Origin of the sequence: Delftia sp. 60, from assembly GCF_002754395.1 — a bacterium.
Lineage (GTDB): Bacteria > Pseudomonadota > Gammaproteobacteria > Burkholderiales > Burkholderiaceae_C > Comamonas > Comamonas acidovorans.
In genome coordinates this window covers 3328875-3354674 of sequence record NZ_PEFD01000001.1, presented here as the reverse complement: position 1 = coordinate 3354674, position 25800 = coordinate 3328875, and the positions used below count along the sequence as shown (strand labels likewise).

At 68.7% G+C, this 25800-nt stretch carries 18 protein-coding genes; 5 read left to right on the top strand and 13 right to left on the bottom strand.

The genetic code is table 11. The features are described from left to right. Nucleotides 1-7: 7 nt before the first annotated feature. Entirely contained in the window at nucleotides 8-1363 is a 1356-nt protein-coding gene (locus CLV01_RS15190) for a sigma-70 family RNA polymerase sigma factor (protein ID WP_099733922.1), read from the bottom strand. 488 nt (nucleotides 1364-1851) lie between these two features. On the opposite strand from CLV01_RS15190, the gene CLV01_RS15185 reads away from it, so the two are divergent. Next, entirely contained in the window at nucleotides 1852-2223 is a 372-nt protein-coding gene (locus tag CLV01_RS15185) for a hypothetical protein (RefSeq protein ID WP_099733923.1), read from the top strand. Nucleotides 2224-2226: 3 nt separating this feature from the next. Beyond that, the gene (locus tag CLV01_RS15180) at nucleotides 2227-2484 is read left to right on the top strand and encodes a hypothetical protein (protein WP_099733924.1); all 258 of its coding nucleotides are present in this window, start codon (nucleotides 2227-2229) and stop codon (nucleotides 2482-2484) included. Between the two features lie 56 nt (nucleotides 2485-2540). On the opposite strand, the gene CLV01_RS15175 is transcribed toward CLV01_RS15180, so the two are convergent. From CLV01_RS15175 to CLV01_RS15120, 12 genes are all read right to left on the bottom strand, one after another. Further along, a complete protein-coding gene (locus tag CLV01_RS15175) occupies nucleotides 2541-5087 on the bottom strand; it encodes a TonB-dependent siderophore receptor (protein WP_099733925.1) in 2547 nt (848 codons plus the stop codon). Between the two features lie 168 nt (nucleotides 5088-5255). Beyond that, a complete protein-coding gene (locus CLV01_RS15170) occupies nucleotides 5256-6266 on the bottom strand; it encodes a FecR domain-containing protein (protein ID WP_099733926.1) in 1011 nt (336 codons plus the stop codon). Next, on the bottom strand, nucleotides 6263-6772 hold the full coding sequence (locus CLV01_RS15165) for a sigma-70 family RNA polymerase sigma factor (protein WP_047470604.1): 510 nt from the start codon (nucleotides 6770-6772) through the stop codon (nucleotides 6263-6265). Before CLV01_RS15165 ends, CLV01_RS15170 begins: the two co-directional genes overlap by 4 nt. Nucleotides 6773-6877: 105 nt before the next feature. Beyond that, the gene (fhuE, locus tag CLV01_RS15160; RefSeq protein WP_099733927.1) at nucleotides 6878-9412 is read right to left on the bottom strand and encodes a ferric-rhodotorulic acid/ferric-coprogen receptor FhuE; all 2535 of its coding nucleotides are present in this window, start codon (nucleotides 9410-9412) and stop codon (nucleotides 6878-6880) included. Between the two features lie 141 nt (nucleotides 9413-9553). Then, nucleotides 9554-10537: a FecR domain-containing protein gene (locus CLV01_RS15155; RefSeq protein ID WP_099733928.1), complete on the bottom strand. Its 984-nt coding sequence runs from the start codon at nucleotides 10535-10537 to the stop codon at nucleotides 9554-9556. A 5-nt stretch (nucleotides 10538-10542) separates the two neighbouring features. Beyond that, nucleotides 10543-11046: a sigma-70 family RNA polymerase sigma factor gene (locus tag CLV01_RS15150; protein ID WP_013802807.1), complete on the bottom strand. Its 504-nt coding sequence runs from the start codon at nucleotides 11044-11046 to the stop codon at nucleotides 10543-10545. Nucleotides 11047-11134: 88 nt separating this feature from the next. Beyond that, nucleotides 11135-13579, bottom strand: a complete 2445-nt coding sequence (locus tag CLV01_RS15145) for a TonB-dependent siderophore receptor (protein WP_099733929.1) — start codon at nucleotides 13577-13579, stop codon at nucleotides 11135-11137. A gap of 89 nt (nucleotides 13580-13668) precedes the next feature. Continuing rightward, on the bottom strand, nucleotides 13669-14673 hold the full coding sequence (locus CLV01_RS15140) for a FecR domain-containing protein (protein WP_099733930.1): 1005 nt from the start codon (nucleotides 14671-14673) through the stop codon (nucleotides 13669-13671). Further along, nucleotides 14652-15092, bottom strand: a complete 441-nt coding sequence (locus CLV01_RS15135; protein ID WP_306563460.1) for a sigma-70 family RNA polymerase sigma factor — start codon at nucleotides 15090-15092, stop codon at nucleotides 14652-14654. Before CLV01_RS15135 ends, CLV01_RS15140 begins: the two co-directional genes overlap by 22 nt. A 184-nt stretch (nucleotides 15093-15276) precedes the next feature. After that, complete coding sequence (locus CLV01_RS15130; protein WP_099735140.1) at nucleotides 15277-17772, bottom strand: TonB-dependent siderophore receptor; 2496 nt, start codon at nucleotides 17770-17772, stop codon at nucleotides 15277-15279. 95 nt (nucleotides 17773-17867) lie between these two features. After that, nucleotides 17868-18878, bottom strand: coding sequence for a FecR domain-containing protein (locus tag CLV01_RS15125; RefSeq protein WP_099733932.1), 1011 nt, complete (start codon nucleotides 18876-18878; stop codon nucleotides 17868-17870). Continuing rightward, on the bottom strand, nucleotides 18875-19405 hold the full coding sequence (locus tag CLV01_RS15120; RefSeq protein WP_099735141.1) for a sigma-70 family RNA polymerase sigma factor: 531 nt from the start codon (nucleotides 19403-19405) through the stop codon (nucleotides 18875-18877). The genes CLV01_RS15125 and CLV01_RS15120 overlap by 4 nt, the downstream gene beginning before the upstream one ends. A 228-nt stretch (nucleotides 19406-19633) precedes the next feature. Between CLV01_RS15120 and CLV01_RS15115 the strand changes: the two genes are divergently transcribed. From CLV01_RS15115 to prfB, 3 genes are all read left to right on the top strand, one after another. Next, nucleotides 19634-22222 carry a sensor domain-containing protein gene (locus CLV01_RS15115; protein WP_099733933.1) on the top strand — a complete coding sequence of 863 codons (2589 nt, stop codon included), beginning with the start codon at nucleotides 19634-19636 and terminating at the stop codon, nucleotides 22220-22222. 256 nt (nucleotides 22223-22478) lie between these two features. Continuing rightward, entirely contained in the window at nucleotides 22479-24320 is a 1842-nt protein-coding gene (locus CLV01_RS15110; RefSeq protein WP_099733934.1) for a methyl-accepting chemotaxis protein, read from the top strand. Nucleotides 24321-24635: 315 nt separating this feature from the next. Next, nucleotides 24636-25740 (top strand): peptide chain release factor 2 gene (gene prfB, locus CLV01_RS15105; RefSeq protein ID WP_013802816.1). Its coding sequence is split into 2 segments (ribosomal slippage): nucleotides 24636-24716 and nucleotides 24718-25740, totalling 1104 coding nucleotides; the frame shifts between segments, so codons are not numbered across the junction. Nucleotides 25741-25800 lie beyond the last annotated feature (60 nt).

Below are 25800 nucleotides of genomic sequence, written 5' to 3'. Positions count from 1 at the left end.
TCACGCCTCAGCCCGCCGTGGCCACCAGCAGGCCGCCATCGGCCTGCCTGCGCACCTGTACCGGCAGCGCATGGGGCAGCGCCCGCACCCAGGCATGGGCCTTGGCGATGCGCACGCGCCCGCTCAGGGGCAGGCGCGCGGCCTCGGGCGTGGCCTGCAGGTCGAACGGCGCATAGCGTGACAGCCGCGCCAGGGCCTCGCCCAGCGTGGCATCGGCAAACACCAGCTCGCCATGCCGCCAGGAGGCCGCCTGCCCGGCATCGCCCCGGGTCTGCGTGGCCACCGTGCCTTCCATGCGCAGGCCCTGCCCTGCAGACAATTCATAGAAGCGCCCGCCATCCGCATCCGATTGCACGCGCACACGCCCCGACTCCACCTGCACCGTGACCCGCTCCTGCCCCTGGGCGCCCGTGGCCAGTTCCACGCCGAAGCGCGTGCCCAGCACGGTGACGCGCACGCCGCCGGCCTGCACGGTGAAGGGCCGGTCCTCGTCCCGCTCCACCTCGAAGAAGGCCGCGCCCTGCGTCAGCTGCACCACGCGCCGCGTGGCGAAATACTCCACCTGCGCGCTGCTGAGCGCGTCCAGCAGCAGGCTGGAGCCATCGGGCAGGCCATGGCGCACCTGCTGGCCGCGCAGGCTGGACCAGCCGGCCTGCCACTGCACATGCGTGTCGCGGTAGTGCCGCCATTGCTGCCAGCCCAGGCTGCCGCCCAGGCTGAAACCGGCCACGCCCAGCAGCGCGGCCAGGCTGCGCCGCCGACCCGCATGTCGCGCAACGGCGCTGCCGGGCCGCGTACCGCGCCAGCGGTGCAGCGCATCCTCTATGCAGGCACTGGCCTGGATCAGGTCGCGCTCCACGGTGTTGAGGCTGACGCCCAGGCGCTCGGCAATCTCCGGCTGGCGCTCGCCCTGCACGCGGTGGGCGATGAAGGCGGCCCGGCAGCGCTCGGGCAGGCTGTGCAAGGCGGACTCCAGCACGGCCAGCGCCTGGCGGTACATGACGGAATCGGCCACATCGGGCGCATGGCTGGGCGCCAGTTGTTCATGGACTGCCGCCTCGCCCAGGTAGCGGGCATGGCGCTGGCGGCGGCGGTGCGCATCCAGCGCCATGTGCTGGGCCATCACGGCCAGATAGGCCGTGGCGTCGCGTGGCATCTGGGCCGGATTCGCGGCCCCGGCCAGGTCTGCGGCCTCGGCCGGGGCGCTGCGCGCGTGTTCCGCCAGCCGCAGCCAGGTGTCGTGCACCAGGTCGCCCGCCTCCTCGCGGCTGCCCGTGCTGCGCGTGGCGGCACGCACCAGGTCGGCATAGGCCCGGTCAAAGCCGGAAAGCAGAGCGCGGGTGAAGGAGGCGGACAAATCCATGGGGCTGGATCATAACCGCGCAAAGAAGAATCATTCTCAATAAACGCAATGCATGCCGGGCTCTTTCAGCGGTCCCTGGGCCATCCCTGAAAGGGCGCGATCGCAAGGTGCAACGGGCCGCGAAGCGACTTTGCGCACGCCGCACGCGCTATCATCCGCACCAGCCCCCTGTCACGGGGCCGGTGCTTCAAAACACCCATTAGCAAGCGGTGCTGCCTCCCCGAAAGCGAGGCCTTGTCACGTCTGGATTCCGGGCTGTGGACGCTCGTCCACGCCCCTGCGGTTTCGGGCGGGATGGGGCTACCCGTAAGGGCGTCCGCACACCTTGCTGTGTGTTTTGAACATCCCGTCCACCTGTTTCGTGCTTCAAAACGCGGAGTCGGTGGCTTCAGTCTCAGTAAGGAGCACGGAAACATGACTGCCGTTTCTCTGGCACTCGCCTGCGCGCCCTCTTTTGGCGCCGCCCTTTCCACACGGAGGGCCCAGGCATGAACCCCGCCCAGCCCACCCCCGCCACGGATAGCCACAGCCCCCGTCAACTGTCCAATGCCCTCACCCAGGTGGACCACCTCGTGCAGCAAGGCTGTGCAGAGATCTCCTCCATCGCCCAGCTGGCCCTGGCATGGCTGGAGACGCCCAAGGGCCATCGCCACATGGATGTGGTGGCCCGCGCCCTGCAAAGCATCCGCGACAGCGCCGAGACGCTGGCCGACTACGCCGGCACCGAGGCCCAGGCCATGGGCTGCGGATTCGAAGACGCGGCCGAGATGCGCCGCGCCGAAGCGGCCGAGGCAGCTGCCAAAGCCATGGCGCACCTGCTCGACTGCCGCACCCAAGAGCCGGTGCGCCCGCAGGGCTGAGGCATGGCCATGGACAAGGACGCCCTCAGGACACAGCCACCCAGCCTGCACCAGTTGACCAGCGCCATCACCGAGATCCACGGCAGCGTGCAGGAAAACTGCACCGAGATCTCGGCCCTGGCGCAACTGGCCCTGGCGGCAGTGCATGCACCGCAGGAGCACCACAGCCAGCAGGCCCTGGCCCATGCGCTGCGCGCCATCCGCGACAGCGCCGACCTGCTGGCCGGCCATGTGAAGGTGGAGGCCCGGCGCGTGGTGTGATCCCCCGCAAGGCCGCTGGCTGCACAACGGCGGCCCGAACGCCTGCGCCGCCGTCCTCAGAAGCTGCCGCGCAGCGTGAGCATGGCGTGGCGCGGTGCGCCATACAGGTTGTTGCTGAACGTTGTGCCCAGGGTCTGGTAGTAGGTCTTGTCGAGCAGGTTGTTGATGTTCAGCGTGACCGTCCAGCGCGGGTCGATGCGGTACTGCACCATGGCATTCCACAGCGCGTAGCCGCCCTGCGTGAAGTCAAAGGGCACGGACGTGCCCGCCGCCGACAGCGCCGTGCCGCTGACGTAGTGCGTGCTCTGGATCTGGGCGCTGCCGCCCACTTTCCAGCGCGACAGCTCGCCCGGCAGCGTATAGGCCGTGGACAGCTTGAACAGGTGGCGCGGCGTGATGCTGCTGTAGGTCTTTTCGGTGCTGCGGTCGCGGGTGTTGTTGAAGGTGTAGCCCGCTGCCAGCTGCCAGCCGGGCTGCAGCTCGCCGCCCAGCTCCATGTCGAAGCCCCGGCTGGTGACCTTGCCCTGTGCCAGGTAGCAGCAGTTGCCGCTCCAGCGGCTGTTGCTGGTCTCGTAGCGCGGGTCCACCACGGCCGTGCCCGTGCGCTCCACATTGAAGAGGCTGAAGGTGGCGTTCAGCCGTCCGTCCATCAGCTCGCCCTTGAGGCCGGCCTCGTAGCTGGCGCCCTTGACCGGCGGCAGCGAGGTGCCCGGCGCCGGGCCGGCCATGCTCAGCGCCTGCGGCTTGAAGATGGACGAATAGCTGGCATAGGCCGACCACTGGCTGTTCAGGTCATAGATCACCCCGCCATAGGGCGTGATCTTGGTGGGTTCCTTGAACGGCGTGTTCGACCAGGGCGTGCGGTTGCCCTGCGCATCCAGGTTCCAGATCGACTGCTGGAAGTCGTAGCGGCTGGCGCGCGCACCCAGGATGAGGTGCAGCCTGTCCGTGGGATGCAGGCGCAGCACGCCATAGCCGCCCATCTGCTTTTGGCCCCAGGGGCCGTAGCGGGTGTTGAAGTAGGTTTCCGTGGGCGGCGTCCAGATGCTGGGAGCAAACGGATTGCTGGCCACGGTGCCGCTGCCCGTGAAATTGGCGCTTTGCCAGAAGCTTTCCACGCGCTGCCAGTCCGCGCCCAGCAGCAATTCATGCGTGCGGCCCATGAGCTGGAAGGGACCGCCCAGGCTCAGGTCCACCACCTCCTGCGTATTGCCGGACTGGATGTGGCCGCCGCGCCAGACCGCACCCGCCAGGGTCTGCGGGTTGATGGCGCCGCCCATGTAGACCCAGAAGCGGTCCAGCTCGGTCTCCACGCGCGAGACGTTGAGCTTGGCCTTCCAGCGGTTGTCGAACTTGTGCTCGAGCTGGGCGAACAGCTCCTTGGTCTCGTAGTCGTAATAGGCCCAGGGCTGGGTGAAGTTGGTGTGGCGCGGCAGGCCCAGGCTGCTGCCGTCGGCAAAGCGCGGCAGGCCGGCATAGTCGCCGTTCTCATGGGTCTTTCCGTAGCTGCCGCCCACGGTCAGCAGGGTGTCTGGCGTGAGGTCGGCCTCCAGCACGCCGTAGAGCGACGGCTTTTCGCTGCTGCGCAGGTCCATGTAGGAGTCGCCCTTGTGGTAGGACAGCACGGCGCGGCCGCGCACGCGGCCGTCGTCGGCCAGCGGCGCGCTGGCATCGAGCTCCACGCCGCGCCGGCTCCAGGAACCGGCCGACAGCGCGGCCTTGAACTGCCGCTGGGCCAGCGGCTTCTTGCGCACCAGGTTGATGATGCCGCCCGGATCGCCCACGCCGCCCAGCAGGCCCGAGGCGCCGCGCATGACTTCGACGCGGTCGTAGAAGGCCATGTCCTGCTGCGGCGAATAGGTGTAGGCGCCCAAAGCCAGCGGCGCGCCGCCGTCGATCTGCATGCTGGTGATCTGAAAGCCCCGCGAATAGAAGTCGCCCACGGTATTGGCCACGACCACGCCGGGCGTGAGCTTGAGGGCCTCGGTCACATCGGTCACGCGCTGGTCGTCGAGCTGTTCGCGTGTGACCACCGATACCGACTGCGCAATCTCGCGGAACGACTGGTCCGTCTTGGAGGCAATGCTGGTCACGCGGCTGGTGTAGGAGCCCGTGCCTTCGGTCGTGCCGTCACCGGCCCGGCGCGCGGCCACGCGCACCTCGGCCAGCGACACCGCGCGCGGGGCAACGTCTGGCGCCCGGGCATCGGGCACGGCGCGCTGGCGCAGCACATAGCCGCCTTGCGGCTGCACCGCCGCCTCCAGCCCCGTGCCCTGCAGCAGCGCGGCCAGGCCGGCCTGCGCGGTGTGGCTGCCCTGCAGCCCCGGGCTGCGCAGGCCCTGGACCTGTTCCTGGGTGAAGGACAGCAGCAAACCCGAGTCGCGCCCGAATCGGTTGAGCGCGTCCTCCAGCGTGCCCGCCGGAATCTGGTAGATGCGTTTGGCTGCTGTGGCGGCCGTGGTGTTGACGGACGGCGAAGGCGCCTGCGCCCACAGGTTGCTGCCCAGCCCCGCGCAGGCCAATGCCAGCAACAGGCCACGGGACGGGACGACAGAGGGGCGCAAGGCGCAGGGAAAGCGCCGGGGCGCTGAGGGATATGCCATGGTGTGCGAAGGACGGGGCCTGGAAGGAAAAGAGAAACGGATGAATGGACGAATCGATGGGCGGGCCTAGCCCGGCATGGCAAGCCCCCCTCTTCCTCCATGTCCCGCGAGTTCTCGAAACAGACCACCCCGGGCGCAGATTTCTTCAAAAAAACTGCGCAGACCCCTTCAAGCCCCTGCCGATTTCTTGCCCACCACCACCTCGCGCCGGCCCCACCAGCGCGTCATGGAGCGCAGCTCCAGTCCCGGCAGCGCACCGATCACGGCCAGCACGCGCGGCACGTCGGCCAGCGGATAGGTGCCGGAGATGCGCAGGTTGGCCACTTCGGGCTCGCAGGCCAGGGCCGCATCGCTGTACGGCTGCAGCGCCTGCAGCATCCGGGCCAGCGGCATGCCGCGCGCCACCAGCATGCCCTCGGTCCAGGCGGTGCTGTCCTCATGCACGGCGGTGGCTGGCGAGACTCCATCGGCCCGCAGCGTGGCCTGCTCGCCCGCCCTGAGCACCAGCACACTGTGACCGGCCAGCCGGGGGGTCAGGCGCACGGCACCCTCGAACACACCCACCTGGAAATCACCATCCGCGAGCGCACGCACGGAAAACCGCGTCCCCAGGGCCAGCGCCTCGCCCGCAGTGGTCTGCACGGCAAAGGGCCGGGCGGGCTGCTCGGTGTCCTTGGCCGTGGTGACCAGCACCTCGCCCTGCAGCAGGCGCAGGCGGCGGTGCCGCCGGCTGTATTCGATGTCCAGCGCGCTGGCGCCGTTGAGCACGATCTGCGTGCCGTCCGGCAACGCCATCTGCCGACGCTCGCCCCGCGCCGTGCGTGCATCGGCCACCCAGCCCTGCCAGGGCAGGCGCTGCTCCAGCTGCCAGGCAATGCCGGCACCAAAGGCCGCAACGGCCAGGGACCGGATCACGCGCCGGCGAGCGGAACCACGCGGGGCCAGCGCAGCCCGGGCTATCGGTGATTGCGGCGGCGCCACCAGCCCAGCCAGCCGCTGGTTGACGGCAGCGATGCGCTGCCAGGCCTGCTCGTGCAGCGGATCGGCCGCGCGCCAGGCCTGCCAGGCTTGCCATTCGCGGGCCAACTCATCGGACAGCTGGCCATCCTGGTGCTTCAGCCACCACTCGATGGCGCTGCGCGCTACCTCGGGCGGCAGGCCGGCTCCCGGCGCCGTCATGCATCCACCGCGAAATAGCAGTGCATGCCGGCCTGCACCAGGTAGCGCTTGACGGTGGTCAGCGACAGGCCCAGCTCGCGCGCAATGTCGGCCTGCTTCATGCCGTCCAGCTGGGCCATCAGAAAGGCCCGCCGCACGGGGGCAGGCAGGCCGTCGAGCATGCGGTCGATCTCGTCCAGCGCCTCCAGCAGCAGCGCGCGCTCCTCGGGCGAGATGGCAAAGGACTGCGGCGCCTGGGCCAGCGCCTCCAGATACGCGCGCTCCAGTTGCTGGCGCCGATAGTGGTTGGCCAGCACGCGCTGCGCCACCGTGGTCAGAAAGGCGCGCGGCTCACGCGCCTGCACAGGCTCGTCGCGCGCCAGCAGGCGCACAAAGGTGTCGTGCGCCAGATCGGCCGCCTGGTGCACATCGCCCAGCTTCTTGCGCAGCCAGCCCTGCAGCCAGCCGTGGTGGTCGGTGTAGAGCGTGGCGACTTCGCGGTGAAGGGAGGTTTCGGCGGCAGGCATGGCGCGGGACGAGGAATGCGTGGGCGGCTGGCCCAAAATATGAGATCAATTCTCATTTGCATTCTAACGGTTGGCCTGCGCTGTTGCCCCCGCCGCCCTGTCCACTCAGAACTTGTAGTTCAGCACCGCCATGGCCTGGCGCGGCGTGCCGAACTGGCCCTGGCCGTCGATGTTGACGTAGTACTTCTTGTTGAAGAGGTTGTTCAGGTTCAGCTGCAGCGAAAGCTTGGGGCTGAAGGCATAGCGCGCCATGAGGCTGGCGGTGGCGAAGGATTTCTGCTCGAAGACCAGGTCATTGCCCGCCACGAAGACGCTGGCGCGGGTGCGGCTTTGCCATTGCAGGCCGCCGCCCACGGTGAGCTGATTCCATCCACCGGGCAGGCGGTAGGAAGTGAACAGCTGGGCCTGGGTCTTGGGCGCCCAGGCGTTGATGGACAGGCCCTGGGCGTCACGCGCGACGGTGTGGGCAATGCCGGCCGACAGGTTCCAGCCCGTGACCAGCTCGCCCGAGACCTGGGCCTCGAAGCCCTTGCTGGTCACGCCCTTGGCGCCGTAGTAGGCGAAGTCGGTGGTGCCGGGCACGACCTGGCCTTCGTCCAGCTGGGCCACGTTGTCCTGCTGGATGCGGAAGACGGACAGCGAGCTGTTGAGCCTGCCGTCCAGGTGCTCGCCCTTGATGCCGATCTCGAAGCTCTTGCCCGCCACGGGGTCCAGGTAGCTGCCGCCGCGGTCGCGGTAGTTCTGGGGCTGGAAGATGTCGGTGTAGCTGGCATAGGCAGAGAAGCCTTCGCTCAGGTCCAGCACCAGGCCTGCGTAGGGGATGAAGACGTTGTGGTCGCGCACCTCGCTGAGGCTGCGCACCTTCCAGCTGCTCTGGCGCCCGCCCACGATGAGCTTGACCGGATCGGCCAGCGACAGGCGCAGCGCGCCGTACAGCGCGTCCTGGCGCGTGTGGTCCAGGCTGCTGGTGGTCAGCGGCCCCCAGGTGGGCTCGGCATAGGAGCCGTCCCATTGGTAGTAGTTGCCCACGTCCTGCAGCGGGCTGGTGCGCGCATGGCCGGCCTTGTGCTCGCGGGCACGGCTGCTGGTCAGGCCGACAACGGCCTCATGGCGGCGCCCGCCCAGTTCCCAGCCGCCCGTCGCCTGCAGGTCGGCGCTGTTTTGCTGGAAGCTGTATTCGGAGTAGTTGGGCAGGGCCGCCATGCCCAGGCCGGTGGTGATGTCGGGCTGGCGCATGAGGTACAGCAGCTTGGCGTCGTAGGCGCTGTCGCGGTGCACGAAGTTGGCCTTGAGCTTCCAGTCGTTGCCGAAGCGGTGCTGCAGGTTGGCGAAGATGTTTTTGTTGGTGCTGTTCCAGCGCGTCCAGTTCGCGGCCGTGGTCTTGGAGGTGCTCCAGTCGGCCGGCATGCCGTTCGTGAAGACCAGCGGCAGGCCGCCCCAGGTCGAGCCGGTGGGCCGGTTGGACTGGTAGTCGGCGCCCACGCTGAGCGTGGTGTCGGGCGTGAGGTCGGCATCGATCACGCCGTAGAAGACCTGCTTGCGCGCGTGGTAGAGATCCACATGGGAGTCGCGCTCTTCGGCCATGCCTGCGACGCGTGCGCGGATGCGGCCGTCCTGCGTCAGCGGCATGGACAGGTCCACCGTGCCGCGATGGTGGTTCCACGAGCCCACGCTGGCCGAGGCCGAGCCCGTGAACACCTTGCTGTTGGCGTGCTTGCGCACCATGTTGATGGAGGCCGACGGATTGCCCGCTCCCGTGAGCAGGCCCGTGGCGCCGCGCACCACTTCGACGCGGTCATAGATGGTGGTATCGGTGCCCGAGTCACCGTAGAACGACAGGCCGATGGAGGTGGGCACGCCGTCGTACTGCAGGTTGTCCACGTAGAAGCCGCGCGAGTAGAAGTCCGAGCGGTCGCTGTCCGAGCTGACGACATGGATGCCGGTGACGCTGCGCATGGCGTCGTTGAGCGAGAGCAGGCCCTGGTCCTCGATCTGCTGGCGCGTGAGCACGCTGACGGACTGCGGCGTGTCGCGCAGCGACAGGCTCAGGCCCGTGGCGGCCGCCGTGGCCGGCGTGGTGTAGGAGCCCGAGCCTTCAGTGGTGGGGCTGGCCTGGGCCGAGGCCGTGACCAGCACGGTCCTGAGTGTCTGGGAGGACCCCGCGCCTGCCGCACCCGCAGCACCCGCCGCGCCGGAGGCGGCCGGCACCACGGGCATCTCGCGCAGGGTGTAGCCGCCACCGGCCGAGCGCACGGCCGCCAGCGGCGTGCCCAGCAAGGCGCGGTCCAGCGCCTGCTCCACGGTGAAGCGCCCGCTCACGCCGCCGCTGCGCAAGCCTTCGGTGACGGCCGAGCCGAAGGTGACCAGCACTCCGGCCTCGCGCCCGAGCTGGTTGAGCACGCTTTCCAGCGGGCCGGCTGCAATGTCGTACTGGCGTTGCTGCGAAGCACCGGCAGCCGGCTGCGCCCAGGCCTGTGCCGGAGCCAGGGCGCCCGCGGCGGCCAGCCCCGCCAGCGTGCCAGCGCACAGCACCTGCAGCGCCAGCGCCACCGGACGTAATGCCGGGGCCGCCGGGGATGGGCGGACGGTGGAGGCGGCAGTCTGCCGCATGGAGTTCTGGCGCATGGTCTGAGGGCGCATGGAAAGGCCTTGTTGCAATGGTTGTAGAGAAGCGTTGGCGCACGCTGTGGTGCGCTCCTGTCTCTGTTGACAGCCATCGCCGGCAAATCAGCTCAAATTTTTTTCAGGAAAGTGCGAAGGCCTTCATGCAGGCCGTGCCGCTCATGCCTTGCCCGCCCCGGCAGGCCGCACCATCACCCAGTAGCGCGAGAAGGAGTGGATTTCCACGGGCAGCGACGAGGTCAGCGCGGCCAGCACGCGGTCGGTGTCGGCCAGCGGATAGGCGCCGGAGACGTGCAGGCCGGCCACGGCCGGGTCGCAGCCCAGGCGCCCGCGCCGGTAGCGGCCCAGCTCGGCCAGGAAATCCTCCAGCCGCATGCGCGAGGCCACCAGCATGCCTTCAGCCCAGGCGCTGGCCGCCGTGTCCAGCGCGCCGGAGTGCACGGCCTGCTGGGCCGTGAACGTGCCCTGCTCTCCCGCATCGATGCGCTGCGCGGCATGCGGGGCATGCGCAGGCCGCAGTTGCACGGCGCCTTGCAGCACGCCCACTTCAACGCCGGACTCGCGCTCGCGCACCGTGAAGCGCGTGCCCAGGGCCTGAACAGCGCCCATGGCGGTCTGCACGATGAAGGGACGGTGCAGGCTGTCCGGCGCGGTCTGCACGAGGATTTCGCCACGCACCAGCTCCAGCACGCGCTCGGCCGCGCCGTAGCGCAGGTTGAGGGCGCTGCCGGTGTTGAGCACCACGCTGCCGCCGTCGGGCAGCGGCAGCCGGCGCTGCTCGCCCACGGCAGCCACCTGGTCGGCCGTCCAGCCGCGCCAGGCCTGCGAGCGCACGACGGCAGCGGAGCCCGCGCCCGAGACCAGCAGCACGGCCAGCGCCTGCACCGCACGGCGCCTGCCGGCCGAGCCGGGTGCGGCCAATGCGGCCCGCGCCAGCGGCATGGGAATGCCGGCCATCTGGCTGCCCATGGATTCGATGCGCTGCCAGGCGGCCTCATGCTCGGGGCTGGCCGCACGCCAGCGCTGCAGGCCATCGTGCTGCCGGGCCTGGGCCTTGCCGGAGTTCAGTTGCAGCCACCATTGCACGGCCTGGCGGGCCACTTCGGCAGAAATGGGGGAAGAAGCGGAAGGGAACGCCTGCATGCCGCCTACTCCGGGAAGAAGCAGCGCATGGCCGCCTTGGCCAGATGCCGCTTGACGGTGGAGACGGAAATCCCCAGCTCGGCCGCGATCTCGCCATGGCCAAGCCCTTCGAGCTGGGCCAGCAGGAAGGCCTGCTTGGCCAGCGCGGGCAGGCGGCCCAGGCGGCGGTCTATCTCGACCAGGGTCTCCAGCACCATGAGCCGGACCTCGGGCGGCGGCGCCACGGGCTCGGGCATGGCGGCCAGGGCATCGAGATAGGCCTGCTCGATGGCGCGGCGCCGCACCTGGTTGATCAGCAGGTTGCGCGCAATGGTGGTCAGGTAGGCGCGCGGCTCCTGGAGCTGGTCCAGGCCCTTGGCGCCCAGGACCTTGAGGAAGGTGCTCTGCGCCAGATCGGCCGCGTCGAAGGCATTGCCCACCTTCTTGCGCAGCCAGCCCTGCAGCCAGCCGTGGTGGGCCAGGTACAGGGCTGTGACTTCTCGGTACTGGGGGGCGGAGGCGGATGGCATGGCAGGTCCCGATTCCCTTGGGGGCGGGGCCCACAATCAAACAAGAATCATTCTTATTCGATTGTATCCATGCCAACCTGTCTCTGTTTCAGAAGCGGTAGCGCGCCGTCAGCAGCACATTGCGCGGCGCCCCGAAATGGTTGTTGTCCTGGGTGCTGCCAATGGCCTGGTAGTAGTACTTGTCCGTGAGGTTGTTGATGTTCAGCCGTATATCCAGCTGCCGGCTGAATTGGTAGCTCGCCATGAGGTCCACCAGCGTATAGCCCCCCTGGCGCACGCCGTAGCCGGCCGAGCGAGTCTCGCTGCGCATGCGCACGGATCCGCCCAGGGACCAGCGCTGCCAGGCGCCCGGCAGCTGGTAGCGGGCCGACAGCTTGAGCAGATGGCGCGGGGTCTGGGTGTCATAGGGCGTGCCGGCCTTGGCGACGTCCGAGTCGCGGACATGCTGCGCCCTGTTGTAGGTGTAGCCGGCCATCAGCTGCAGGGAGGGCGTGACGGCACCCGCCAGCTCGAACTCCACCCCCCTGCTACGCACCTCTCCGGTCTGCGCATAGCAGGACGCCACATTGGGACTGCACTGCGATTGCGGCAGTTGCAGCGGCAGATTCTTCTGGTTGATCTGGAACAGCGCCGCGCTGGCCTGCAGCCGGCCCTGGGCGTACTCGCCCTTGATGCCAAGCTCGAGGTTGCGTCCCGTCACCGGGTCCAGCAGCGCGCCTCTGGCGCCCTGGTTGCTCTGGGGCTGGAACACGCCGGTCCAGCTGGCATAGGCGGAATGCCGGCTGTCCAGCGCATAGACCAGGCCTGCATAGGGCGTGATGCGGTCATGGACCCGGTACCTGCTGGAATCGCTCCATTCCCCCGAGCGCGTGAGCATGTCGTAGGAGTAGGAATCCACGCGCGCGCCCAGCAGCGCGGTCAGGGGCTGCGCGACGCTCAACCGCAGTGTTCCGTAGGCACCCAGCTGCCGCTGGTGGCCGCGCCGCGACCATAGGGTGTTGATGGCCGGCCGGGCAACGGAGCCCGGATCCCAGGTCATGGGGTCCACGATCTGCTGGTAGTCCGACGGCCACCCGCCAGGTCCGTCGTCGTCGCTGTTTTGCCTCACGCTGGCGCCGAAGACCATTTCATGGGTACGGCCCAACCATTGCCAGGGCCCCTGCGCGAAGGCGTCGAGACTGTATTGGGTCTTCTTGTAGGCATAGGCTCCCACGCCCTGGCCGAAGTCGGCGGAATCTTCCAGCGGATACAGGTAGGTCCCCAGCATGTCCATCTTCGCCTGCAGCACGCGTGCGGTCAGTTGGGTCTTCCAGCCGTTGCCCAGGCCATGCTCCAGTTCAGCGAAGAGGCTGGCGTTTTCCTTGTTCCAGTAGGCCCAGTCAGGCGTCACGCGCGCCGATCTCGGCAGCGGGTAGAAGCTGCCGTCACGCCGCGTGGGCAGGCCGTTCCAGTCGGCGCCGGGGTTATCTTCCCTGTTGTAGTAGCCGCCCAGGCTCAGCCGCGTGCGCGGGGCGATATCGGCCTCCAGCGTGCCGTAGACCAGTTGGCGCTCATGGCGGTACGCCCGCTTGAAGGTGTCCGTATCCTGCAGGGCCACCACGGCGCGGCCTCGCAGCGTACCGGCCGCATTGAGCGGGCCGGACGCGTCGATTTCGCCGCGCAGGTTGTTCCAGGAGCCCAGGCTGCCCGTCAGCGAGACCTGAGGGGCATCCGTGGGGCGCTTGCGCACGAGGTTGATGGTGCCGGACGGATTGCCCGTGCCCGTCATCAGTCCGGCAGCGCCGCGCAGCACCTCCACGCGGTCGTACATGGCCATGGTGGCCAGGCCCTGCGTGTCGTAGTCGAAGGCCAGCGGCACGCCATCGGCCAGGAAAGAGTTGACCTCGAAACCCCGCAGGAAGAACTGCGTGCGTTCTCCGCCCCCGATCTGGCGTGTGCTCAGGCCCGTGGCATCCAGGGCAACCTCCTCCAGCGACTGAAAACCGCGGTCATCGATCTGCTCGCGCGTGATCACGCTCAGCGATTGCGGGGTCTCGCGCTGCGACAGGCCCAGCCGTGTCGCCGTGCTGCTGGGTCCGGTGGCCGCATAGCTGCCCGATCCTTGCGTCACGGCGCTGCGCTCGGCCTGCGCCGTGACCAGCACCTCGCCCAGCGCGGTGGCGCCTGCCGCCTGGACGGCCTGGGTCGCCTGCCTGCGCAGCGTGTAGCTGCCATCGCTGCGCGCCACCATGTCCAGCCCGCTGCCGGCCAGCAGGCGCTGCAGCGCCTGCTGCGGCGCATAGTGGCCGGACAGGGCCGGGCTGGTCAGCCCTTCGGTCAGCGCTGGATCGAAGGACAGCGAAATACCCGCCGCCGTGGCCACGCCGGCCAGCGTGCGGCCCAGCGGCCCGGGCGCGATCTGGTAGGTCTGGGCTGCGGGGGCCGGTTCGGCCGCCTGCACGGCGCCTGCGGCCAATGCCATGCCCAGCAGGGCCAGTCGGGCGGCATGCGCCAGGGGATGGAAGACGGGATGCGGCATGGGTACGGCAGGCATGGAAATCGGTCCTTGGAGGCGGTGAAGAAAGAAGCTCTTTCCCCGTTGCCAGCCGAGATCCGAAAAAGTACCAGCCTGCCTCGATTTTTTTAGTTCCTGGCGACCACGGTGATCCAGTAGCCGCGCATGCGTGTCTGCACGTCGACGGGATAGGTGGAGGCCAGCATGGTCAGCGTCCGGTCCGTATCGCCCAGCGGGAAGGAGCCGGACACGCGCAGCGCGCGCACCTCGGGCGCGCACTGCAGCAGGCCGGGCCGGTAGCGCGACAGTTCGGCGCAGAACGCGGCCAGCGGCATGGCGTCGGCCATCAGCATGCCGTGGGTCCAGGCCGTGGCTTCGGGCTGCAGGGGCTGGGGCGCGGTCACCTCCCCCGCTCGCAATACCGTTTGCTGACCGGCTTGAACGACCAGCGCCGGGTGAGCGGCGCCGCGCAGCGTGACCTCCACGGCGCCCTCGGTCACGGCCAGGCGCACGGGGCCGCCGTCCGCACTGTCGCCCTCCTGCCGCACGGTGAAGCGGGTGCCCAGCGCGCGCAGCCGGCCATGGGCGGTGTCCACGACAAAGGGGCGGTGCGGCGTGGCGGTATCGGCCGCCGTTTCTATGGAAATCGCGCCCTGGCGCAGGGTGAGCAGGCGCAGTGCGCCATCAAACCGGATGTCCACCGCGCTGGCCGTGTCCAGCAGGAGGCGGCTGCCATCGGCCAGATGCTCGGTGCGGCGCTCGCCGGTGGCGGTGCGCAGGTCGGCGCCCCAGCCGCGCTGGTCCGCCGCGCTCCATACCAGCCAGCTTGCAGGCGCCACGGCCAGCAGCGCGGCCAGCCGGGCCACGGCGGCGCGGCGCTGGGCGCGGTGGCTTCGGGGCCGGTCCAGCGCCGGCATGGCCAGAGCTGCAGGCAGGCCGCCCAACTTGCCCAGCAGCCGCTCGGCACGCTCCCAGGCCAGCGCATGCTGTGGGTCGGCCTGGCGCCAGCGTTCGCAGGCGGCACGGTCGGCATCGGTGGCGCCGCTGTCGTGCAGGCGCATCAGCCATTCGGCGGCCTCGTCGAGCACGCGCGCTTGCAGGGGGGTCTCCATCACGCCATTGCCACCAGGCATTGGCGAAACGCCTGGGCCATGTAGCGCTTGACGCTGGTGAGCGAGACCTCCAGCTGCTGCGCGATGTCCTCGTACTTCATGCCGTCCAGTTGGGACAGCAAAAACGTGCGCCGCACGATGGGCGGCAGCGCGTCCAGCATGGTGTCTATCTCGTGCAGGGTCTCCAGCACCAGGGCGCGCTGCTCGGGCGAAGGCGCCACGGGCTCGGGCAGCGCGGCCAGGGCTTCGAGGTAGGCCCGCTCCAGCGCCTGGCGCTTGTACCAGTTGACGAGCACGCCCTTGGCTACCGTGGTCAGGTAGGCACGCGGCTCCTGCACACCGGCCAGGTCGCGCACGCCCAGGATGCGCACGAAGGTGTCCTGCGCCAGGTCCGCCGCATCCGCCCCGTTGCCCAGCCTGCGGCGCAGCCAGCCCTGCAGCCAGCCATGGTGGGCGGTGTACAGGGAGGCGGCTTCTCGGTGCTGGGGGTGGAGGCGGATGGCATGGCAGGTCCCGATTCCCTTGAGGGCGGGGCCCGCAATCAAACAAGAATCATTCTTATTCGATTGTATCCATGCCAGGAAGCGTGCAACCGCGCTTTCGACCGGCCTGATGGCGCAAGGCCTACCAGATGTACCCGAACCGAACCACCATGTTGCGCGCTTCGCCGTAGTTGCAGGCATTGGCGGAAAAGCACGACGCCGTGTGGTACTTGTCGAACAGGTTCTTGACCGTCAGGCTCACGCTGGCCCCGCGCCAGTCACTGCGCATCTTTCCCAGGTCATAGCGCAGCGAGGCATCCACCAGGGTGAACGACGGTACGCGGAAGCTGTTGTCCGCATCGCCCCAGCTCCAGCCGATGTAGCGCGCCCCCACGCCCGCCCCCAGCCCCAGCAGGTCGCCCCCAAAGGCATAGTCCACCCAGGCCGACACCATCTTGCGGGGCACTTCGTAAGGCGACTTGCCCTGCACGTTGCCGCCCCACTGGTCTGGCTGGGCCCGGGTCACCTTGACGGGGTTGTAGGTCAGCGCTGCCAGGAGCTTGAGCCCGCGCGTGGGCTGGACTGCCGCCTCGAACTCGATGCCGCGAGAACGCACTTCGCCCTGCTGTATGGAATAGCGGACGTTCTCGGGGTCGGTGGTGAGCACGTTCTGCCGGCGCAGCTCGAAGGCGGCCAGCGTGAAGCTGCTGCGCTCGTCGGGCGAGTACTTGACGCCGACCTCGACCTGTTTGCCGGTTTCCGGATCAAAGGGCCGGTCGTTGCGGTCAGCGCCCATCAGAGGGACAAACGACTCGCTGTAGCTGACATAGGGCGCCACGCCGTTGTCTGCAAGATAGGTCAGGCCCACGCGGCCGGTGAAGGATTTGGGCTTGCGCACGCTGGTGGACACGGGGTCGGCCAGGCGGCTGGACTGCTCCAGGCGGCTCCAGTCGTGGCGCCCGCCCAGGGCCAGCACCCAGCGGTCCTTGCGGATGCGGTCCTGCACGTAGAGGCCTGCCTGCTGGGCGCGCTCATCGCGCAGCGCATCGGGCTGCAGCAGCGAGGTGTCGATGAAGCTGCCATAGACGGGCCGGTAGATGTCCAGCTGCGGCCCGTCGGCAATATAGGAGTCGAAACTCGAGCGGCTGCGGTTGTAGTCCAGCCCCACGATGAATTCATGCTGCAGGCCGGCCGCCGCGAATTGGCCCGACAGGCTGGTGTCCACGGTGTAGACGCCGCCCTTGCCATCGCGCGAATCGATCTCCCGGTTGGTGATGGAGCCGTCGATCAGCGGCCCGTAGCGGAACATGTACTGCTCGTGGTTGCGTGCGTGCAGGTAGCGGAAGTTCTGCCGCAGCGTCCAGCCGTTGTCGAATTCGTGCCGTGCGTCGTAGCCCAGCGATGCGACCTCGGTCTCTTCACGGTCGAAGCCCGGCTCTCCCAGGAAGCGGTTCAGGGGCAGCCGGCCATTGGGGTTGCGCCCGTTGAGCGCATCCCACTGCACGTTGGTGGACATCATGGCGTGGTTCTTCTGGTAGAAGCCGCGCAGCGTGACGCTGGTGCGCGCGTCCGGCGCCCAGGTCAGGCTGGGCGCCAGGTAGACGCGGTCATCACGCATGAAGTCGATCTGCTGGTCGGCCGCCCTGGCCAGCCCCACCAGGCGGTAGCTCACCGTGCCATCGTCACCCACCGGCCCTCCGAGGTCGAAGGCCGCCTGCCGGCGAGCATGGCTGCCCACGGACAACTCCATGCCGCGCACCGCATCGGCCGAAGGCCGCTTGGACACGAAGTTCACGATGCCGCCCGGCGAGTTCTGGCCATACAGCACCGAGGCCGGCCCCTTGAGGACCTCCATGCGCTCGGCCCCGTAAGGCTCCATGCCGAAAAAGCCCAGCGTGCCCAGCGGCATGAGGCGCAGCCCGTCCAGGTAGAAATTGCCCGAGAACTGGCTGAAGCCGCGCACCGACAGACTGTCGTCCGCAGGATTTGCCCCGCCCGTGTTGGTGCGCACGCCGGCCGTGTACTGCACGGCGTCGTTGAGCGTGCGCACGCCCTGGTCGTCCATGCGGTCGCGCGTGATGACGGACACCGATTGCGCCACCTCCAGAATCGACGCATCGGTCTTGGTGGCCGTGCTGGCCCGGCGCGCCACATACCCGCTGGTGCTGCCCCAGGGGCTTTCTGCCGGGGCCGCGGCGGTCACCCTGACCTCACCCAGCACGGTCGATGCCTGGGTGGCCTCGGGCACCGCACGCAGCACAAAACCGCCCTCCCCCGCCGCCTGCGCCTGCAGGTCGGTGCCGGCCAGCAACCGGTCCAGCGCCTCGCGCACCGTGAGGCGGCCCTGCACGCCCTGGGTGCGCCGGCCCTGCACCATGGCGGGCGGTGCGCTGATGCTCACGCCTGCGTCAGCGGCAAACGCCGTGAGCGCGGCGGCCAGCGGGCCTGCCGGCACCTGGAACGGACGCTGCACCGCGCTGACCGCCGCCGCACCGGCCTGGGCCAGCGCAGCGCGCGGCAAGGCGGCGCCTGCCACCAGGCCCGCTGCCATGAGCACGGCGAGACCTGTCTGGGACAGTGGAAAGAGCAAGGGGGAGGGAGTGCGCGCCACGCTGCGCATGCCGGGCCGGAGAGCCATGGTCTGTTTTTCCTTCGGAAGTCGTTCGATGAAATCGGTTGCCATCGAACAGGACACGGCCTGCCGCAGAAAGGGGCCAGATTCCGAAAGAAATTTCAAGCCGGTGGTGTACCGCGCGCCGCCACCGTCACCCAGTAGCGCGTGCGGTAGTGGACCTGCACGGGCAGCAGGTGCACGAGGTTGGCGAGCACGGCGTCCGTGCCGGTATCGGCATCGCCCAGTTGAAAGGCGCCGGTGACGCGCAAATCCGCCACAGACGGATCGCAGTGCAGCCAGCCGGAGCGGTAGCGCGACAGCTCGGCCACAAAGTCGGCCAACCGCATGTTGTCTGCGGCCAGCAGGCCGCGCGCCCATTGGGCGGCGCTGGCGTCCGCAGGCTCGGCACGGCCTATGCCCATGGCGTCAAACCACAGTTGCTGGCCTGCCTGCAGCTGCTGCACGGCGCCGCCACGGGTGGTGATCTGCACGGCGCCCTGCAGCACGGCCACCTCGCTGCGCTCCCGGACACTGCGCACGACAAAGCGCGTGCCCAGGGCGCGCACCCTGCCCTGCCCTGTGGTGACCACGAAGGGCCGATGCCGGGACTGCGGGTCGGGCGCGGTCTCTATGAAGACGGCGCCCTCACTCAGGTGGACACGGCGCAGCGCCTCGTCAAACAACACATCGACGGCACTGCCCGTATCGAGCACAAGACGGCTGCCATCGGCCAGCGTCCATTCGCGGCGCTCGCCCGTGGCCGTGGCATGGGTGGAGGTCCACTGCAGCCAGGGCGTGGCGCGCCAGGCGAGCCAGCCCACGGGGGCGGCCGTGATCAGCAGGGCCAGCGCGCGCACGGTATCGCGGCGGCCCATGGCGCCCAGGCGGCGCTGCTTGCGGCCCAGGGCCGGTGCCCCCAGTGCGGGCGGCAGGCTGCCCGCGCGCTGGCTCACGGCCAGGGCGCGCAGCCAGGCCTGCTCATGGACATCGGCACGGGTGCGCCAGGCCTCGAAGGCGCGGTGGTCGGCCTCGCTGGCCTCGCCCGAGTGCAGCAGCACAAACCATTCGGCGGCCTGCAAGGCGATTTCGCGCGACAGCGGCGCTGCGGCCCGGGAGTCCACGGCGTTCATGCCGACAGCAGGATGCACTCGGCCATGGCCTGGGCCATGTAGCGCTTGACCGAACGCAGGCCCATGCCCAGTTGCTCGGCAATGGCCGCATAGGTCAGCCCCTCGACCTGGGACAGGATGAAGACCGCGCGCACCTTGGGCGGCAGGCCGTCGAGCATGGCATCGACCTCCTGCAGCGCCTGCAGGATGAGCAATTGCTGCTCGGGCGACGGCGCCTGCGGCGCTGGCAGCGCGGCCAGGGCCTGCAGCCAGGCCTGCTCCAGCGACTGGCGGCGCAGGTGGTTGATCAGCAGGCGCCGCGCCACCGTGGCCAGGTAGGCGCGTGGCTCGCGCAGGGCGGGCAAGTCGCCCGCAGGCGCGGTGAGCAGGCGGATGAAGGTGTCCTGCGCCAGGTCGGCCGCGTCGCAGGCATTGCCAAGTCGGCGGCGCAGCCAGCCCTGCAGCCAGCTGTGGTGGCCAGCGTAGAGGGCGGAGATTTCGCGGTGCAAGGGGCTGGAGGCGGCGCTGGAGGCTGGGGCGGATGGCATGGTAGGACCCGATGGCTTGAAGGCGGGATACACCATCAAACAAGAATCATTCTCAAATCATTGTAACCAGCGGCAGCACTTGCCTAAGAGTGCCATCAGGCGGACCATCCATGGGCGAACAGAGGGAGCAAGTGCGATCAGGTGTGGCTGGACATTCAGCTGCTGCGCCGGATCGGTATCATTTAGAAACAACCATCATCAGCTCAGCATCCATCAGGAGAGCGAACCATGTTCGAAACGCGGGTAGCAGGCACGGCAGGGCAGCAGGCGCTGTGGAGCACGCTGGACAAGGCCATGGCGCTGGCGGAGTTCACGCCCGAAGGCCGGCTGATGCGCGCCAACGCCAATTACGAAGCCATTCTTGGCTACCCCACCGCGGGCGCCGAGGGCCTGCTGCACAGTGACCTGTGCACCCAGGCACATGCCGATCCCGACGCCTACGGCCGGTGGCGCCAGCGCTGGGGCGCGGGCGAGACGATTTCGCGCGTGGGCGAACACCGCCGCCGCGACGGCAGCACCTGCTGGCTCGAGGCCACCTATGCCCCCGTGCTGGATACCCGGGGCGCGCTCAGCCATGTGCTGTGCATTGCCACCGACATCACGACCCGGGTGCAGGCCGACCGCAGAAGGCAGGAGCATTTGCGGCGCCTGTCCCTGGTGGCCGATGCCACCGACGCGGCCGTGGTGATCGCCGACGGCAACTGGACCATCTCCTATGTCAACGCAGGCTTCACCCGCATGTTCGGCTGGAGCAGCGAAGAGGTTGTGGGCCGTGCGCCCATCGCCCTGCTGGTGCCCCATGCCTCACCCGAATTCACGGCCGCCTACCGCGCCGAACTGGACGCAGGCAAGCCGGTGTACCGCGAGGAGATCCTCGTCGGCAAGGACGGCGAGCGGTATTGGGTCAGCGCCCAGGCCAATCCCGTCATGGGCCCCGACGGCCGCCTCCACACCACGGTGACCGTGATCACCGACATCACCGAGGCCAAGATGCACGAGGTGCTGCAGCGGCGCGCCCTGGAGGCCATGGCGCGCGACCAGCCGCTGACCGAGGTGCTGGACCTGGTCTGCCGCGAGGTCGAGCGCATTGCGCCCGATATCGCGGTGTCGGTGCTGGAAGTCGATGACCAGAACCGCCTGCATCCGCTGGCCGCGCCCAGCCTGCCGGCCTCCTATTCGGCGGCGCTGGACGGCGTGCCCATCGGCCCCAATGTCGGCTCCTGCGGCGCGGCGGCCTTCCACAACCGGCCCGTGCTGGTGGGCGACATCGCCACCGATCCGTTGTGGGCCGACTTCAAGCACCTCATCCTGCCGCTGGGGTATACGGCCTGCTGGTCCACGCCCATCTGCGGGCTGCAGGGCGGCGTGGCCGGCACCTTTGCCTTCTACTACCGCCATTTCGACCGGCCCGGCCCCGATCCCTTCCACCAGCGGCTGGTGGAGGCCTGCACCGACCTGTGCGCGCTGGCGCTGGAGCGCGAGCAGGCACGCCGCCGCATCCGACAGCTGGCCTTCTACGACGGGCTGACCACCCTGCCCAACCGCAGCCTGCTGCTGGCCCAGGCCGAGCAGGCGCTGTCCGTGGCTTCGCACGAGGGCCACGAGCTGGCCGTGGTCTTCATCGACCTGGACCGTTTCAAGCAGGTCAACGATTCGCTGGGCCACCCGGCCGGCGACCGGCTGCTGTGCAGCGTGGCCCAGCGCATCCAGGCGGAGCTGCGCACGGGCGACATTGCCGGGCGCCTGTCGGGCGATGAATTCGTCATCGTGCTGCCACACTGCGGCGGTGCGCAGGCAGCCGAGGTGATAGAGCGGCTGCAGTCGGCACTTGGCGAGCCCTGCATGATCGACGACGTGTCCCTGGCCAGCACGGCCAGTTGCGGCATTGCCGTGTTTCCCGCCGACGGGCGCGACATGGAGACGCTGCTGCACCGCGCCGACATGGCCATGTACCAGGCCAAATCGGGCGGGCGCGGGCTCTACAGCTTCTTCAGCCCCGAGATGAACCGCCTGGCGCAGGAGCGGCTGGTGCTGGAGACGGCGCTGCGCGACGCCCTGCGCAGCGGCGGCCTGCGACTGCACTACCAGCCCCAGCTCGACCTGAAGGACGGGCGCCTCTACGGCGTGGAGGCCCTGGCGCGCTGGAGCCATGCGGAATTCGGCGAGATCTCGCCCGCACGCTTCATTCCGCTGGCCGAGGAATGCGGCCTGATCGGCGAGCTGGGCACCTGGGCACTGCGCGAGGCCTGCCGCCAGCTGGGCGAGTGGCGCAGCCGGGGCATTGACGTGCCGGCCATGTCGGTCAACCTCTCGCCCACGAGCTTTCACAACCTGGACCTGCCGCGCATGATTGCCGACACGCTGGAGCACAACGCGCTCAAGCCGCAGGACCTCACGCTGGAGATCACCGAAAGCCTGCTGCTGGACACCAACCCGGGCACCATGCGCACGCTGCAGGCCGTGCATTCCCAGGGCGTGCGCCTGTCCATGGACGACTTCGGCACGGGCTACTCCAGCCTCAGCTACCTGCGCCGCCTGCCGGTCAGCGAGCTCAAGCTGGACCGCAGCTTCGTGGCCGACCTGGAAAACGACGAAGCCGCCCAGGCCCTGAGCAACGCCATCCTGGGCATAGGCCGCAGCCTGCACCTGACCGTGGTGGCCGAGGGAGTGGAGACGGCGGCGCAGAACACCATCCTGCGCGAACAGGGCTATCCGGTCGCGCAGGGCTATCTGTTCTCGCGCCCGCTGCCGGCAGCGGATCTGGAGCGGTGGCTGCAGGCATCGAGCCTGCAAGCCGGCGTGGCGACGGACGTGTGAACGGGCATGTGAGCGGGTATGTGAACGGACCAGGCCATGCGCGCGGAGACCTTGGCCGACAAAAGTAACAATCCGCAATAAATATTCGGACTGGACCTATTTTTCCCTAAGCCTCGCCGGCAAGTGACCGATAACTGCGGCATGGCGGGGCCGAGTGTCGGTCCCGCTGATCGCCCCCGATCGCCACCGCATCCCCTCGATTCGCAGCCACCGCCGCTCACCCGCTTTCGCTTCTCGCCGTACGGCACTCCCCACCATGATGTTTTTCCGCAATCTGAAGCTGGCCCACAAGCTGCTGGCCTCTTTCATCGCCCTGCTGCTGCTGACCGCCGGCCTGGGCCTGTTCTCCGTGGTCCAGCTGGACCGTGTCAACCGCACGGCCACCGACCTGGCGCACCACTGGATGCCCGCCGAGCGCGTGATCATGGAGATGCGCTACCAACTGCAGCGCTACCGCTCGCAGACCATGCAGCATGTGCTGGCCACCTCGATGGATGAAATGGCCGTCTACGACAAGAGCATGCCGGCGCTGTGGTCCGAGCTGCTCAAGAACCAGCAGGCCTTCGAGCGCTATGCCAACACCGCGCGTGAGCGCGAGCTGATGGCCGGCATCAAGGACGACCTGGGCCAGTACGCGCAGCACACGGCAAAGATCGTGGACCTGTCCCACGCCCTGCGCACCGACGAGGCGTCCGAGGTGCTGCGCGGCGATTCGGTCAAGACCAGCCGTGCCATCAACACCAAGCTGGACGAACTGCTCAAGATCAACGCCCAGGGCATCGAGGATGCCAACCAGGCAGGCGACGACATCTTCACCGCCGCGCGCTGGTGGGTGATCGCCCTGCTGGCGGGGGCCGTCCTCTTCGGCCTGGGCATGGCGCTGCTGATCGCCCGCAGCGTGGCACGCCCCCTGCAGCAGGCCGTGAGCCTGGCACAGGCCGTGGCCGCCGGCGACCTGGGCAGCCGCATCGAGGTGCATGGCAAGGACGAGACCGGCCAGCTGCTGCAGGCCCTGCAGCACATGAACGAGAGCCTGCAGCGCATCGTCGGCCAGGTGCGCCAGGGCACGGACTCCATCGCCACGGCCAGCGGCCAGATCGCCTCGGGCAACCAGGACCTGTCGGCACGCACCGAGGAACAGGCCAGCTCGCTGGAGCAGACCGCCGCCTCCATGGAGGAGCTGACCTCCACCGTCAAGCAAAACGGCGCCAACGCCCAGCAGGCCAACCAGCTGGCCGCCGCCGCCTCCCAGGTCGCCGTGCGCGGCGGCTCGGCCGTGGCCCAGGTGGTGCAGACCATGTCCGCCATCAACGATGCCTCGCGCAAGATCGTGGACATCATCGGCGTCATCGACTCCATCGCCTTCCAGACCAACATCCTGGCGCTGAATGCCGCCGTGGAAGCGGCCCGTGCCGGTGACCAGGGACGCGGCTTTGCCGTCGTCGCCTCGGAAGTGCGCACCCTGGCCCAGCGATCGGCCGCCGCCGCCAAGGAGATCAAGCAGCTCATCGACGACTCGGTGGGCAAGGTAGAGGAAGGCAGCGCCCAGGTCGACTCGGCCGGCAAGACCATGGAGGAGATCGTGGCCAGCGTGCGCCGCGTGACCGACATCATGGGCGAGATCTCGGCCGCCAGCCATGAGCAGACGGCCGGTATCGAGCAGGTCAACCAGGCCGTCACGCAGATGGACCAGATGACCCAGCAGAACGCGGCCCTGGTGGAGGAATCGGCGGCGGCCACCGGCGCACTGCAGGCCCAGGCCAAGGCGCTGGCCGAAGTGGTCAGCGTGTTCAAGCTTTCGCCGTCCACCGGCATGCTGGGCAACAGCCGTGGCGTCAACCACGCCGCTGCCGTGGCAGCGCCCCGCCACGCGCCGACGGCGCCCCGTCCGCATCTGGCGCCTTCCGCGCCCAAACGCGCGGTGCCCGCACGTGCTTCGGCCGCCCTGCCTTCTGCAACCGGTGCCCCCTCTGCTCCGGCTGGCGCCGCGCGCCCGGCCCAGCCAGCACAGCCGGCCCGGCCCGCCGTGACGGCATCGGCCAAAGCCAAGGCCAAGGCGGCCAGCACGGCTTCCGACGACGATTGGGAAACCTTCTGAACCAGGTTTTCGCCCGCCCCGCCGGGGGCGGACATGCCTGCCAAGGCCCGACCAGCTCCTGCTGGCCGGGCCTTTTTTCCGGGAGGTCTGCAGCCAGATCACGCCAGGGTCCACGCTGCAACCTGTGCATTGCCATGGCCAAGCCCTTCAAATCTGCCATGATCGGCCGCTGCAAGCCCTTGTTTTGAAAGCCATCGTCACACGGCAGCGCGCCTCCAGACCCGCGCGGCGGGCGCTTGCCCCGGCACGATGCCCCAGCATGAGAAAATCGGCGATTCGGCCAAGAACACATTCATCAGAAGAACGGAACACATCATGGAAGCAGAACGCATCAACCTCATCGGCAACACCCTCGAAGATCTGTCGCAGCGTGCGGCAGATCTCCGGAGGTATCTTTGACTACGATGCAAAGTACGAACGACTGCGCACGGTAAATGCCTCGCTGGAAGATCCCAGCGTCTGGAACGACCCCAAGAAGGCCCAGGAGCTGGGCAAGGAAAAGAAGCTGCTCGACGGCGTCGTGCTGACGCTGCAAAAGCTCACCACCGAGCTGGCCGACAACGCCGAGCTGTTCGAGATGAGCAAGGAAGAAGGCGATGAGACCGGCCTGCTCACCATCGAGGGCGAGACCGCCAAGCTGCAGCCGCTGATCGAGGAGCTGGAGTTCCGCCGCATGTTCGGCAAGGAAGCCGATCCGCTGAACTGCTTCGTGGACATCCAGGCCGGCGCCGGCGGCACCGAGGCCTGCGACTGGGCCGGCATGCTGCTGCGCCAGTACCTGAAGTACGCCGAGCGCAAGGGCTTCAAGGCCACGGTCGAGGAAGAGACGCCGGGCGACATCGCCGGCATCAAGAGCGCGACCATCCACATCGAAGGCGAGTACGCCTACGGCCTGCTGCGCACCGAAACCGGCGTGCACCGCCTGGTGCGCAAGTCGCCCTTCGACAGCTCGGGCGGCCGCCACACCAGCTTTGCCTCGCTGTTCGTCTACCCCGAGATCGACGACTCGATCCAGATCGAGATCAACCCCTCGGACGTGCGCACCGACACCTACCGCGCATCGGGCGCGGGCGGCCAGCACATCAACAAGACCGACTCGGCCGTGCGCCTGACGCACATGCCCACCGGCATCGTCGTGCAATGCCAGGACGGCCGCAGCCAGCACAGCAACCGCGACGTGGCATGGCAGCGCCTGCGCTCCAAGCTCTATGAGCACGAGATGCAAAAGCGCATGGTGGAGCAGCAAAAGCTGGAGGACACCAAGACCGATGTGGGCTGGGGCCACCAGATCCGCTCGTACGTGCTGGACAACAGCCGCATCAAGGATTTGCGCACCAACGTCGAAATCTCGGCCACCCAGAAGGTGCTGGACGGCGACCTCGACGCTTTCATCGAAGCCTCGCTCAAGCAAGGCCTCTGATTTCAAGCCCCTGGGCGGCACCGGCCGCACAGGGGCTTGAACTCTGTCCCCTGATATTGG